Source organism: Bradyrhizobium shewense, from assembly GCF_900094605.1.
Taxonomy (GTDB): Bacteria; Pseudomonadota; Alphaproteobacteria; order Rhizobiales; family Xanthobacteraceae; genus Bradyrhizobium; species Bradyrhizobium shewense.
Window position 1 is genome coordinate 606,496 of record NZ_FMAI01000001.1, and the last position, 13,861, is coordinate 620,356.

A 13,861-nucleotide genomic window follows, 5' to 3' on the forward strand; every position below is an offset into this window, starting at 1 on the left:
CAAGCGGCCTAAGTATCATTACGTAGGCTAGGACGACTTCGCATCATCGGACATCAACGCGGCGAGCCGCGCCTGTTCGTCCGCAGTGAGCGGCGGAGCAGGTACGTCTGCACCACTCCGCGAGCGACGCCGGATTTGCAGCCACAGTGCCAGGCCACCGCCGATCAGAAGCAGCGGCCCGAGCAGCCACAGCAGCAGGGTCTGACGTTCGAAGCGCGGTTTCAGCAGCACGAACTCGCCATAGCGCGCGACCAGGAAGTCGAGCACCTGCGAGTTGCTGTCGCCAGCGCCGATGCGCTCGCGCACCAGGAGCCGCAGATCGCGCGCCAGCGGCGCATCGGAATCGTCGATCGACTGGTTCTGGCAGACCATGCAGCGCAGCTCGCGCGACAGCTCGCGAGCGCGAGCTTCCTTGGCGGGGTCCGGCATGATCTCGTCGGGCTGCACGGCGTGGGCCGCCGGCAAGGCCAGTAGCATTAGCAGGACGAACGCGGCCATCATCCGGCGCATCGGATCACTCCGCCGGCTGGAGGCGCTGCTTGGCCCGCGCCGGCTTCGGCGCGCCGACCCGCAGACGCCGGTCGGACAGCGACAGCACTCCGCCGAACGCCATCAGCACCGGCCCCCACCAGATCATGAGCACCATCGGCTTGTAATAGATACGCACGGCGATGGCGCCCTCGGCATTGGCCTCGCCGAGCGAAATGTAGAGCTGGCTCGCGCCGCGCGTCAGCAGCGCGGCCTCGGTGGTCGAGGAGCCGCGGGTGGTGAAGCTGCGCTTGGAGGGCGTCATGACGCTGAGCGGCTTGCCATCGAGGCTGACATTGAACTCGGCGATCATCTCGCGGTAATTCGGGCCCTGACGCTGCAGCAATCCGTCGAGCTTCACGTCGAATCCGGCGATCTGGGCGACGTCGTTCTGCTTCATGGTCGCGATATATTCGCTGTTCCAGGTGGTTTCGCAGACGATCCCGATCAGCGCGACGCCGAGGCCGGCATGCGCGAACGCCGTGCCCCAGGCCGAGCGCGGCATGCCGCGCGCCCGGTGCAGCACCGTTGCGAACGGCAGCCGCACGAGGCCGGTCCGCTCGACGATGTCGGTGACCGCGCCGCCGATGACGAAGATGCCAAGCCCGATCGCGAGCGGCGCCAGCGTGCTGCCCCCGCTCGCCCAGCCCCAGGCGATGGCGACGGCGACGAGCCCGGCGACGCCCGCCGCGAGCAGGCGCTGCGTCACGCCGAGCAGATCGCCGCGCTTCCACGCCAGCATCGGCCCGAACGGCACGGCAAGCAGCAACAGCGTAAACAGCGGCGCGAAGGTGAGGTTGTAGAAGGGCGCACCGACCGACATCTTGAAGTCGGCGAGCATTTCCATCGCGAGCGGATAGAGCGTGCCGAACAGCACGACAGCGCAAGCAACCGTGAGCAGCAGGTTGTTCAGCACCAGCGCCCCCTCGCGCGAGATCGGCGCGAACAGGCCGCCCTGCTTCAACGAGGTGGCGCGGCCCGCGAACAGGGCCAGGCTGCCGCCGATGAACAGGCAGAGGATCAGCAGAATGAACACGCCGCGGGTGGGATCGGTGGCGAAGGCGTGCACCGAGGTGATGACGCCCGAGCGCACCAGGAAAGTACCGAGCAGCGACAGCGAGAAGGTCAGGATCGACAACAGGATGGTCCAAACCTTCAGCGCGTTCCGCTTCTCCATCACCAGCGCCGAATGGAGCAGCGCGGTGCCGGAGAGCCACGGCATCAGCGAGGCGTTCTCGACCGGATCCCAGAACCACCAGCCGCCCCAGCCGAGCTCGTAATAGGCCCAGTACGAGCCCATAGCGATGCCGAGCGTCAGGAAGATCCAGGCGACCAGCGTCCACGGGCGCACCCAGCGCGCCCAGGCCGCGTCGATCCGGCCCTCCATCAGCGCCGCGATCGCGAAGGAGAACGAGATCGAGAAGCCGACATAGCCGAGATAGAGCATCGGCGGATGCACGGCGAGGCCGATGTCCTGGAGCACCGGATTGAGATCGCGGCCCTCGATCGGCGGGCTCGCGATACGCAGGAACGGGTTCGACGTCACGAGGATGAACAGATAGAAGGCGCTGGCGACCCAGGCCTGCACGGCAAGCACGTGCGCGCGCAGCGACAGCGGCAGATTGTTGCCGAACGCTGCGACCAGCCCGCCGAACAACGCGAGGATCGACACCCACAACAGCATCGAGCCTTCATGGTTTCCCCACACGCCGGTGATCTTGTAGAGCAGCGGCTTCATCGAGTGGGAGTTCTCGTAGACGTTCGCGACGGAAAAGTCCGAGTTCACGTGCAGCATCACGAGAGCTACGAACGAGGCACCGACGAACAGCAGCTGCGCCAGCGCCGTGGAGCGCGCCACATTCATCAGCGCGACATCGTTCAGGCGTGCGCCGATCAGGGGCACAATTGACTGGATCAGTGCGAGCCCAAGCGCCAGCACCAGCGCGTAATGTCCGGATTCTGCGATCACCGCATTGCTCCCTGCGGATTGCCCTGCGCGGTCGTCGCCGCGGGCGTGCCCGCGTCGGACGTCTTGCCGCTGTCAGAAGGCTTGCCGCCGTAATCGTCCTTCCAATGCCCCTGCTTCTTCAGGGCATCGGCGACATCCTTGGGCATGTAGGTCTCGTCGTGCTTGGCAAGCACCGTATCGGCCTTGAACACGCCATGGGCGTCGAGCGCGCCCTCGGCGACGACGCCCTGCCCCTCGCGGAACAGATCGGGCAGGATGCCCTTATAGGCCACCGGCAGCTTGGCATTGCCGTCGGCAACCTCGAAGGTCACCGCGAGATTGTCGCCGCGCTGGAGCGAGCCGGGCTGTACCAGCCCGCCGAGGCGAAACCGCTTGCCCGGCTCGACGTGCTTCTCGGCGACCATGGTCGGCGTCGAGAAGAACACGATGGAGTCGCGAAGTGCGTTGAGCACCAGCGCGGCCGCGAGCGCGAGCACGGCGAGCGAACCGCCGATGATGGTCATACGTCGCTGCTTGCGCGTCATGGCGTATCCGTTCTCCGCGTCTCTTGTCCCGACATCGTCATCCGCCGAGCCCGAGAGTCATGAGGCCTTCATTAAGTTGGCGCAGCCGCTCGGCGTCGCTGGCAACCGCCTGCCGGGCATCGGCCGATGCCCCCATGGCCTTGTCCCGCTCGCCCATCACGAGATAGGCGCGCACCAGGCGCAGCCATCCATCGACGTCGTCGCCGTTCTGCTTCAACCGGGTGGCCAGACGATCGACCATGCCGCGCACCATCGCGTTGCGATCGCCTTCGGCCATATCCTTGGACGCAGCAATCGTCTCGTCCGACAGCGCCGGCATCGTTCCGCCACCGACCCGCACCAGCGAGGACTGCACCAGGGCACGCCACGGCGCATCCGCGGGCGCTTTCGCAAGCAGCGCGCGCCAGATCGTGGCTGCATCGTCCTTGCGGCCGTCCTGCTCGGCGGCAAGGCCCAGGAAGTAGTTCGCCTTGGGATCGTCCGCGTTCAGGGCCTGCGCACGCTCGAACTCCGCCTTGGCCTCGACGGTCACCACACCGCCGGCCGCAGCCGAGATCGCTTCGCCGAGATCGGACCGGCGCTCCGCGCTCTCGCCATTATAGGTGAGCGAGTTGCGATAGGCGCGCACCGCATCGTCGAAACGGCCAAGCCGCTCCAACACCGGCGCGAGCACGTTCCAGCCGCGCCCGTCGGTAGGATTCTTCTCCAGATGCTGCTGGACCTGCACGACGAGATTCTCGAGCGACTGCGCGACGCCGGACCCAGATCCCCGCTCGCGCTGCGCCAGGGGAAAGTCCTGAAGCCGGGGCGAGCCGAGTGGCATGTAAATGCCAATCGCAACGAGCGGCAGGCCCGCGAGCGCCAGCACGGCCGCCGCGCGGCGCCATTTGAGATTCGACTTCGGCGCCATGGCGGGCTCGCTGGCGGCCGCGGCGAGCAGCCTGCGGCTGATCTCGACGCGCGCAGCCTCGGCGTCCGGCGCAGGAATCAGGCCTGCGGCGAGATCACGCTCGATCTCGGCCAGCTGGTCCTTGTAAACCGCGACCTCGCTGCCCTGGTCTTGCGCGCGTCCATTGCGGCCAAGCGGCCAGAGCACGGCGAAAATCGCCGCGACCGTCATCAGCGCGAACACGAACCATAGCGTCATCTGGCAAGCTTCCGGCAGCGCACGAACCGCGCCCATAGGTGGCTTTACACCACGGCCGGACGATGCGGCAATTGACAATTGTCAACTTGACGCGACCGCGTGCGGTCTCGAAACGGTGAAAATCCAACGGCTTAGCCGATATCGAAGTCCGTGCTTTGCGCGGCGTCCTCACCGTGCCCGTTGAAGGCCCTCAGGAAGTATGTTCCCGGCTTGATCGCATCGGGCAATCTGATGCGCAGCGCCCCGACCGGAACCGGGGATGCAACCCTCGTGATTGTCTCCGACAGTTGCCGACCGCTTGCCTTCTCGACCAGCACCACTTTGGCGCCGACCATCAGTCTTTGATACTTGGCAACAATGATGCGGTTTTCAATTTCGATGGAGCTGATAACGGGTTTCATGCGCCCACAAATAGAAGTTCCCCGGACTTGCACGGGGACCGTACGCAGCACCACCGGGACCGTCAACCACAAATTGTGATCACGAAAATATGCGCTTAGGCTAGCTTGCGCGCGACGATTTGCGCTCGCCGGTTGCTGCGTTCTCCGCGGCCCGGCTCATCAACGAGGCGTAATCATCGCCAAACAGCACCTGGCAGAAGCGAATCGCGGCCTGCACCTGCTGCTGCCGATAGGTGCGCACCTTGTGATCGGCGGCGCGCAGCGACTGCACCAATTGCTCGGTCGAGCGTTCGACATATTGCTGGAGGTCGGAATAGGTGCGCAGCGTCACCTCGTTGATCGCGAGCTCGCTCGCATAGTTGCGGCAGGTCGCGACGAAATCGATCAGCGCCGCCGTTTCCTCCACCTCGGTGCTATCGATCCGCGCCCCCGGCGGAATGTCTTTCTCGGGGCGCTGGCGCAGGATGCGGCGAGCGCGGCCGGGAACGCTGTCGATCTCGGATTGCAGCGCATTGGAGATGTCGGCCCGGATCGAGGTCAATTGCTTGCCCCAGGCGGAATCGTTGCGCAGGTCGAGCTCGGTGCGCAGGCCGCGCACGCCGTCGTGCAACGCCTTGAGGTTGCCGGCAACGTTGTCGAAATGGCCGCGCTTGATGTCCATGCGCAGGGTAGCGGCAACACAGGACAGGTCGTGCAGCGCGATCGTGACGGCAACGCCGTAAGGCGTCGCCGCGACGCGGATCTCGTCGTCGGACGCGGCAATCTTGATGGCGAGGCGGATGATCTGCCACGGGGCAGTCATCCGCTGCACCACGATCGACAGCGCAAAGGGCAGCATCTGCGGGGTCTGAAGCACCGGAATGTTGAGCGCCGACGTCACCGAGGCGATCTGGGGATCGCCGAAAGCGCGCAGAGTGCGCGGCAGCTTCTCGTTCAAGCCGGTGATGGCCTCCCGGACCTGAAGCACCGCTCCGATCGCGTAAAGGTCCTCGATCACGTTGGGCGCGCCGACCCGGGCCAGCGCGCGCGATTTGTCGCCGCCGCCGGGACCGGTCAGCTCGAAAATGGCATCCGCAGCCACCCCCTGGAGCTTCTGCGCGAGGGCCTCGACCTGCCCCGCACTATCGGGGGGCATCCGCGCCAGCGCGGCCTCGAACTCGTTCACCTTGTCCGGTGCGCCGTCGCGGCCAAGCCATTGCCAGATCGGCTGGAGCGAGGTGCGGCGGATCTGGCCGACCCGCAGCGGGACGCCGGCCTCGATCAGGAACGGTTCCAGCGCCTGGAACAGCAGCCGCGACAGGTCGTCCGTGCGCGGCGGCGGGGCTTCATCGGCTTCGGACTTGCGGACGATCTTGCGCAGCTGCTCGAGCACCAGGGTCGCAACGGCCGTGTCCTGGCCGCGCTCGAGCGCGCGCTCGAACTCCCGCATCAGCAGCGCCTGCGCCTGCGGCGGGAGCTGCGCGAGATATTCCCTCAGCCGCTCGATCGATGTCTGGCTCATGCGCCCGGGTAATGCACGGTAAAATGGCGGACATGGGATGGGTCCGGCGCGATCATAGGGGGCCCCCACTTAAGAAGCCGTTTAGGAAGTCGGAGCGAATCCCGCCGGTTTGCTGCGGCCGGGCGTCCAGCGAGGACGAATAACTTCGTCGGAACAATGGATTAAACGCCCGGAAGAACCAGTTCGGCGCGCAGGCCGCCGGTCGGCGCACCACTGAGCGAGAGGCTGCCGCCATAAAGCGCGGCGAGATCGACCACGATGGACAGGCCCAGTCCCGAGCCGGGCTTGGACTCGTCGAGCCGCTGGCCGCGCCTCGAGACCTGCGCACGCTCGGCTTCCGAGAGGCCGCGGCCGTCGTCATCGACGATGATCCGCAGCCGCGGGCCTACCCCCGCCTGGTGCGGCGGCTCCACCAGGACCTCGATGAAGACGCGCGAGGCCGCCCATTTGCAGGCATTGTCGACGAGATTGCCGACCATCTCTTCCAGATCCTGCCGCTCGCCGCGAAATTTTGCCGACGGATCGGCCTTGGCTTCGACCAAGATGCCGCGGTCGCGATGGATCTTCTCCATGGTCCGCCGCAATGCCTCGATGGCCGGCGCCACCTCCGTCACGGTCGCGACCACCGAGACCCGCGCCGCGATGCGCGCACGCTCCAGGTGATGAGCGACCTGGTCGCGCATCACATCCGCCTGCTCCATCACCTTGGCCGCGAAGGGATCGGTGATGTGGGCGCCGGCCTCGTTGACGATGACCGAGAGCGGCGTCTTGATCGCATGGGCGAGATTGCCGACATGGGTGCGCGCGCGCTCGACGATCTCGCGATTGGCATCGATCAGCGCGTTGGTCTCGCGTGCCAGCGGCGCGATCTCGACCGGGAATTCGCCCTCCAGCCGCTCCGCCCGCCCGGAGCGGATGTCGGCGATCGATTCCGAGATGCGCTTGAGCGGTGCGAGGCCGAAGCGGACCTGGAACACCGTCGTCAGCAGCAGCACGATGCCGAGCGCGGTGAAGGTGCCGCCGAGATAGTAGTCGAAACTGCGCGTCTCGTCGAAAATCTCGGTATCGTCGCCGGCGACGCTGACGAGGAATTTGCCGTCGGCGCCGAGATCGACGGGACGCTCGACCATGCGCAGATTCTGCCCCTCGGGCCCGTCGACATAGGCCAGCCGGATGCCGGCGGCGGTGAGTTCGGTGCCCTGCTCTTCCAGCTTCGGCAGCTTCTTGTCCCAGAGCGAGCGCGAGGAGCGCACCTCTGGCTTTTCGGTGTCGGTCCGCGTGATCTGCCAGTACCAGCCCGACAGCGGCAGCTCGAACAGCGGCTCACCGAGCGACTGGAACTGGCGGTCGGGCGGCTCGTCGGGGGTGGCGACCTCCGCGATCAGCGTGCGGAGATAGAGATTGAGCCGGCGGTCGAAGGCGCGCTCGGTGGCATTCTTGTAAACCGACGACAGCACCACGCCGGTGATGGCCAGGATCACCACGAGCCAGGCGGTCGCCGACAGGAACAGGCGGGTCGCAAGCGAACTAGCGGCCATCGGAATGATCCGGGAAGGCGCAGGGTGGCGGGCGTCAGAACTCATGTCCCGGACCAAGGCCCCTGTCAGGCTGCCCGTCAAGCCCCGGAACGCGTCAGGCGGCCGGCGGGGTCAGGAGATAGCCGAGGCCGCGGACGGTCTGGATGATGTCGACGTCGAGCTTCTTGCGAATGCGGCCGACGAACACCTCGATCGTATTCGAGTCGCGGTCGAAATCCTGGTCGTAGAGGTGCTCGACCAGCTCGGTGCGCGAGACGACGCGCCCGGAATGGTGCATCAGGTAGGCCAGAAGCCGATATTCGTGCGAGGTCATCTTGACGGGATTGCCTGACACGCTGACGCGGCCGGTCCTGGTGTCGAGCGTGACCGGGCCGCAGCTGAGCTCGCTCTGGGCATGGCCGGTCGAGCGGCGCAGCAGCGCGCGGATGCGCGCCAGCACCTCCTCCAAATGGAACGGCTTTGCGACATAGTCGTCGGCACCGGCATCGAAGCCCTGCACCTTGTCGCTCCAGCGGTCGCGCGCGGTGAGGATCAGGACCGGCATGGTGCGGCCGTTGCGGCGCCAGGCCTCCAGCACCGAGATGCCGTCCTTCTTCGGCAGGCCGATGTCAAGCACGACGGCATCATACGGCTCGTTATCGCCGAGATAGTGCCCCTCCTCTCCGTCGAAGGCGCGATCGACGACATAGCCGGCGTCGGTCAACGCCTTGGTGAGCTGGCGATTGAGATCGGGGTCGTCCTCAACAACGAGCAGGCGCACGCTTCTCTCCAGACATAGGCCGCATCAACACCGCACCAGATGAGCAATTCCGGCGTGAACTGAATATGAACGCCGGGAACCGGCCGCGTTACTTTTTGGTCATATACGATAGGTCAGCAGCCCATGCGACTGCGCCCGCCATGCGACCGGACGAGCCGGCAGCATGGCGGGCGCAGTGTGCCGCGTCCCGCGGCAGGTCGGAAGGTCCGCCCTTCCCGTGAATTCGGCGGTCAGGTCCGGAAGAACACGAACCAGATAACGGCGAGGATCAGGATCGCAAGCCCGGTCGAGATGGCGAGCAATGCGGCAACTGACGGCCCAGGTTCGCCCTGGCGCGCCTCGGTTGGTGTTTCGACGATCTGACGCTGCTCTCGCGTGGTTGCCATGATGCCCTCAATCTCTGCGTGTCGCCTCCGATGACCGCGACCTCCTCGCAGCCGTGTATGCGGAGCCAACGCCCGATCCGATATGATGTTCCGGCTTTTGCCACCCGATCGGGACAGCAACCCCACGCCCTACGGCCGGTTAACGCAGTTGGAAGATTCAACGCCCGGCCTTGCTATGATTCGCTGTTTCCCGATGGTATCCTCGTAAGTCTGTCCTTGTTGCGTTTGGAGTAGCCCATGGCCCCCCGCGCCAATTGGAAGGGTTTTCTGCGTTTGTCGCTCGTGACCTGCCCGGTCGCGCTCTATCCGGCCACTTCGGATACCGAGAAGGTCTCCTTCAACCAGATCAACCGCAAGACCGGCCACCGGATCAAGTACCTCAAGGTCGACGCCGAGACCGGCGACGAGGTGACCTCCGAGGACATCGTCAAGGGCTACAAGGTCGACACCGACACCTATATCGAGGTCACCAAGGACGAGCTCGACGACATCGCGTTGGACTCGACCCACACGATCGATATCGACGAGTTTGTACCGAAGGCCGACATCGACAACCGCTATCTGATCCGCCCCTATTATCTCGTGCCCGACGGCAAGGTCGGCCATGACGCCTACGCGGTGATCCGCGAGACCATCCGCAGCATGGACAAGGTCGCGATCGGCCGCGTGGTGCTGACCAACCGCGAGCACATCATCGCGCTCGAGCCGCTGGAAAGCGGGCTGATGGGCACGCTGCTGCGCTATCCCTATGAGGTCCGCAGCGAGACCGAATATTTCGACGAGATCCAGGACGTGAAGCTGACCAGGGACATGCTCGACCTCGCCAAGCACATCGTCGAGAAGAAGTCCGGCGCATTCGAGCCCGAGCTGTTCGAGGACCATTACGAGACCGCGCTGATCGATCTCATCAACAAGAAGCGCAGCGGCGCCCCGATCACCGCCAAGGCCGCGCCGAAGAGCGGCGGCAACATCATCAACCTGATGGACGCGCTGAAGAAGAGCATCGCGAACGAGAAGGACGCCGCGCCTGCGGCGAAGGTCGCCAACGAGACCGCGAAAGCCAAGAAGCCGAAGAAGCGCGTCGCGGGCCAGCGCGAGATGCTGCTGCCGATCGCCGGCAAAGGCGGCAAGGACGCCGCTGCGAAGACGGCGACCAGAGAAGCGACCAGGGAAACTTCGAAGAAGGCCGACAAGCCGGTGCGCGCCCCTGCTCGGGCGAAGAAGGCCGGCTAGCCGCATCCCCCCGCGATTGCGCCGTGATGCCACCCCTCGCCGATCAGGCGGCCTGACATGCCCTGGTCGACGGCGTTCGACGATCCCGTTCGCGTCAGCGACAAGCGCCAGTTGCTGACGCTTCAGGAGGCGGCCGATTACATCATGCGGCTGCCCGAGGACGTCCAGCACGAGCCGCGCTGGCAGACCGCCATCGAGACCTTGATCAATGCGGCCGAGACGGGCGGCGGCTGGATGATGTTCGCCCGCATCGCCATGTTGCGGGCGCTGAATGCGGACGACCGGCGCGGATGAGCGCCATGGTGTCCTTGCCAGCCCGTTGATAAACAGGCTCAACAATCGGTTAAGCGGCCGCACGATCGCGCCCTGACGGGCGCTGCGCCCGCGCAGCCCGGCGGAGCCCTGCCGGTATGAATCCATTTGGACGGATCGATAGAACCTTAATTTAATGAATGCCGTCGTATGAGCAGGGGCGCGTTCGCCGGGGCTTAATTCTTTTGGCGCGCATGAATACTTATTCGATCCTTTTGCAAGTCCGATAACGACGCGACCACACGTTGGATCGGATGAACGGGAGTTGGCAATGCGTCTGCTCAGGTCGTTCCTCGCCGATGAGAACGGCGCAACCGCGATCGAGTACTGCCTGATCGCCGCCGGCGTTGCGCTCGCGATCGTGACCATCGTGAACAACACGGGCGGCGCGCTCCTCAACAACAAGTTCAACTCGATCAGCTCGGCGATCAAGTAACGGCCGGCGCTGAACGAACCAGGCCGACATCGGCGATATCGCCGCCGCATTCCCTCCCCCTTCGCATCATCTCCGGACCGGCGCGCTTGCCATGACGAGCTTCGCTCGCAATGACGGAATGTGGAGAGATGACGTCGCTCTACCGACTTGCATTTCATCTGCCGACACACCTTCGCGTTCTCGCGGCGTGTCTTGCCCGAGCTTTGCTGTCTTCTTCCGCCCTCTCGAAAGCAAGGGCGCAGGGAAGGCCGGGCGCCGGCTGGCACCCGAAGTCCCGCGTGTGCGAAAAGAAGCGCGCACGGGGTGGACGACAGGTAATGCCGGTCGCCCGGCCTTCCCTGCGCGATGGTTTTCACGGTGTCCTTCGTGCTCTCCCCGGGGAGCGATGCACTATTGCCCCCGTCGCCTTGCAGATGGCTGATGCACGCGCCCGGTCGGGCCGCCACATCACCGCAAGCCTTGACGCACAGACCCCGGGCGTCAGGACCACACGACTTCTCCGTCCGCGCACATCCTCGCTGGGTTCTCCACGGCTGGCGTGCGCTCGCCGTCGAGGCCATTCGAAGACGCTGTCAGCGCCGTGTCGTATCGCGCCTGCCGCTGCTCACGGGATCTCCGCCCTGCAACTAACATGACGCGCCGACGCCGTCGCGGCCACCGCATCCCGACCCGCGTCCCGTGACGATCGCGAAACGCCCCTTGTGGCGGGCGGGATGTTTCGGCTTGTACGGCAAAACAGAATTTCTGTAAATACGAATATTTTTGCCCACCGTCATGGACCTACCGCTGGTGTGTTTTGCCCGTCGGGCAACACAAGCGATCGTAGCGCTTTGACCGCCATATGAGTCCTGATAGTCTTCAGCACTGCTGGCTCGACTAGCCATGCTGCCAATCGATGGACCGGAGCCGTTGAACGATGCGGATGAGAAGCGTGACGCTCCTGGCACTGAGCCTCTTGTTTGCTGGCGTCTGGTCGCAGGACAGCGCGAGGGGACAGACCGCGCCGCCGGTTTCGCTTGCTCCGCCCAAGGCATCGCCGCCACGGGCGAATGCCAAAAATTCCCCGGCGGCGTCGGACAGGATGTTACCGGCACCCGCGACTGGCGGACTTCCACAAGCGCCGAATTCTGCCGCCGACTATGACGGCTTCCGTGCCACCAGTGACGACAATGACACTCCGGGTCCGACGACGCGACCGATCACGTCGCGTGCCGCGAAGGGCGCCAAGTCCAATCCGGACAAGTCCAATCCGGATACGAAAGGCAACACGGCTCAGGAATTGATCGATCAGGAAGACGAGGCGTTGAAGCGCAAGCTGATGATCTGTCGGAACTGCAAGTAGGACGGCGCTTCCCGCAGCCCGAGCGCGCTGCATAGCTGACCTACACCTTCGCGTCCCGCACTTTACCCTCCCCCAATTTCCTGATCCTCTCTCCCCCAACGCCGGACCAACCGGCCTGCCCAGGGAGAGACGCCATGAAGCTCGGCACCGCCATTGCGGAAATCATGAGGCGCGAGGGAATCGATATCCTCTGCGGCTATCCGGTCAACCATCTGATCGAGCATGCGGCCAAGGCCGAGATCCGCCCGGTGATGGTGCGGCAGGAACGCGTTGGCATCCACATGGCAGACGCGATCTCGCGGGTGACGTCGGGACGCAGCATCGGCGCGTTCTGCATGCAGCATGGGCCCGGCGCGGAGAATGCGATGGGCGGCGTCGCGCAATGCTTTGGCGAATCCGTTCCGGTGCTGGTGCTACCGATGGGCTATCAGCGTAGGCTTGCGCATATCGAGCCGAACTTCAATTCCAGCGAGGCGATGAAGCCGTTTTCGAAATCGTCCGAGCCGATCATCCTCGCCACTGAGGTCGCCAACATCTTTCGCCGCGCCTTCACCAAGCTGAAGAACGGCCGCGGCGGTCCCGTGATCGTCGATATCCCCTCGGACATGTGGAACGAGGAGGTGCCGGAGCCGCTCGACTACACGCCGGTGCTGCGCACCCGCTACGGCGCCGATCCCGTGCATGTGAAGGAGGCAGCCGCCCTGCTCGTCAACGCCAAGCGTGCGGTGATCTATGCCGGCCAGGGCGTGCATTACGCGCAGGCCTGGCCGCAGCTGAAGCGGCTCGCGGAGCGGCTGGCGATCCCGGTGACCACCAGCTTAGGGGGCAAATCCTCGTTTCCGGAAACGCATCCGCTCTCGCTCGGCTCCGGCGGTCTTGCGGTCCCGCGCGCGGTGCCGAAGTTCCTTGGCGAAGCCGAAATCATCTTCGGCATCGGCTGCTCCTTCACCGAGACCAATTTCGGCATCGCGATGCCGAAGGGCAAGACCATCATCCATTCCACGCTCGATCCCAATCATCTCAACAAGGACGTGGAGGCGAAAATCGGCCTGGTCGGTGATGCCGGCCTCGTGCTCGACGCGCTGCTGGAGGAGATCGGCAAGACCGTCACTGCTGATCGCGATGCCTCCGCGGTCGCGGCCGAGATCGCGGCCTCGCACAAGGAGTGGCTGGCGAAATGGATGCCGAAGCTCACGAGCAACGACGCGCCGCTCAGCCCGTATCGCGTGCTGTGGGATCTTCAGCACACCGTCGACATCGAGAACACCATCATCACGCACGATGCCGGCAGTCCGCGCGACCAGCTCTCGCCATTCTGGAGATCGACAAAGCCCCTCACCTATCTCGGCTGGGGCAAGACGACGCAACTCGGCTATGGCCTGGGCCTTGCCATGGGCGCGAAGCTCGCAAAGCCCGACAAGCTCTGCATCAATGTCTGGGGCGATGCGGCGATCGGCTTCACCGGCATGGATTTCGAGACCGCGGTGCGCGAGCGCATCCCGATCATGTCGATCCTGCTCAACAATTTCTCGATGGCGATCGAGCTGAAGGTGATGCCGGTCTCGACCGAAAAATATCGCTCGACCGACATTTCCGGCGACTATGCCGCAATGGCGCGTGCCTTCGGCGGCTATGGCGAGCGGGTGACGAGGCCTGAGGACATCATCCCCGCGATCAAACGCGGCATCCAGAAGACGAAGGAAGGCATTCCGGTGCTGCTGGAGTTCATCACCAGCAAGGAGACGGAGGTGTCGCGGCCGGGGACGTAAGACGGGCCTCCCCCG

General features: G+C 65.0%; 14 protein-coding genes. 5 read left to right on the forward strand and 9 right to left on the reverse strand.

The window, feature by feature from the left end; all coding sequences use genetic code 11:
* Positions 1–27 precede the first annotated feature (27 nt).
* From GA0061098_RS02575 to GA0061098_RS44715, 9 genes are all read right to left on the reverse strand, one after another.
* A complete protein-coding gene (locus GA0061098_RS02575) occupies positions 28–510 on the reverse strand; it encodes a cytochrome c-type biogenesis protein (RefSeq protein WP_028143010.1) in 483 nt (160 codons plus the stop codon).
* Positions 511–514: 4 nt separating this feature from the next.
* Complete coding sequence (locus GA0061098_RS02580; protein ID WP_091953085.1) at positions 515–2,497, reverse strand: heme lyase CcmF/NrfE family subunit; 1,983 nt, start codon at positions 2,495–2,497, stop codon at positions 515–517.
* Complete coding sequence (gene ccmE / locus GA0061098_RS02585; protein WP_091953087.1) at positions 2,494–3,021, reverse strand: cytochrome c maturation protein CcmE; 528 nt, start codon at positions 3,019–3,021, stop codon at positions 2,494–2,496. Before ccmE ends, GA0061098_RS02580 begins: the two co-directional genes overlap by 4 nt.
* A gap of 37 nt (positions 3,022–3,058) precedes the next feature.
* On the reverse strand, positions 3,059–4,168 hold the full coding sequence (ccmI, locus tag GA0061098_RS02590) for a c-type cytochrome biogenesis protein CcmI (RefSeq protein WP_091953907.1): 1,110 nt from the start codon (positions 4,166–4,168) through the stop codon (positions 3,059–3,061).
* 131 nt (positions 4,169–4,299) lie between these two features.
* A complete protein-coding gene (locus tag GA0061098_RS02595) occupies positions 4,300–4,569 on the reverse strand; it encodes a hypothetical protein (RefSeq protein ID WP_091953090.1) in 270 nt (89 codons plus the stop codon).
* A gap of 100 nt (positions 4,570–4,669) precedes the next feature.
* Positions 4,670–6,070: a hypothetical protein gene (locus GA0061098_RS02600; protein ID WP_091953092.1), complete on the reverse strand. Its 1,401-nt coding sequence runs from the start codon at positions 6,068–6,070 to the stop codon at positions 4,670–4,672.
* Positions 6,071–6,231: 161 nt separating this feature from the next.
* Positions 6,232–7,608 (reverse strand): sensor histidine kinase, encoded by a 1,377-nt coding sequence (locus GA0061098_RS02605; protein ID WP_091953094.1) that lies wholly within the window; start codon positions 7,606–7,608, stop codon positions 6,232–6,234.
* A gap of 94 nt (positions 7,609–7,702) precedes the next feature.
* Entirely contained in the window at positions 7,703–8,368 is a 666-nt protein-coding gene (locus GA0061098_RS02610; protein WP_018315821.1) for a response regulator transcription factor, read from the reverse strand.
* A gap of 230 nt (positions 8,369–8,598) precedes the next feature.
* Entirely contained in the window at positions 8,599–8,754 is a 156-nt protein-coding gene (locus tag GA0061098_RS44715) for a hypothetical protein (RefSeq protein ID WP_018315820.1), read from the reverse strand.
* Between the two features lie 237 nt (positions 8,755–8,991).
* Between GA0061098_RS44715 and ku the strand changes: the two genes are divergently transcribed.
* From ku to GA0061098_RS02640, 5 genes are all read left to right on the forward strand, one after another.
* Positions 8,992–9,987: a non-homologous end joining protein Ku gene (gene ku / locus GA0061098_RS02615; protein ID WP_091953097.1), complete on the forward strand. Its 996-nt coding sequence runs from the start codon at positions 8,992–8,994 to the stop codon at positions 9,985–9,987.
* 57 nt (positions 9,988–10,044) lie between these two features.
* Positions 10,045–10,281, forward strand: a complete 237-nt coding sequence (locus tag GA0061098_RS02620; RefSeq protein ID WP_091953100.1) for a hypothetical protein — start codon at positions 10,045–10,047, stop codon at positions 10,279–10,281.
* A 289-nt stretch (positions 10,282–10,570) separates the two neighbouring features.
* Positions 10,571–10,735, forward strand: a complete 165-nt coding sequence (locus GA0061098_RS02625) for a Flp family type IVb pilin (RefSeq protein ID WP_091953103.1) — start codon at positions 10,571–10,573, stop codon at positions 10,733–10,735.
* A 1,081-nt stretch (positions 10,736–11,816) separates the two neighbouring features.
* A complete protein-coding gene (locus GA0061098_RS47180) occupies positions 11,817–12,077 on the forward strand; it encodes a hypothetical protein (RefSeq protein WP_347337517.1) in 261 nt (86 codons plus the stop codon).
* 83 nt (positions 12,078–12,160) lie between these two features.
* On the forward strand, positions 12,161–13,846 hold the full coding sequence (locus GA0061098_RS02640; protein ID WP_283807980.1) for a thiamine pyrophosphate-requiring protein: 1,686 nt from the start codon (positions 12,161–12,163) through the stop codon (positions 13,844–13,846).
* The last annotated feature ends 15 nt before the right edge of the window (positions 13,847–13,861 follow it).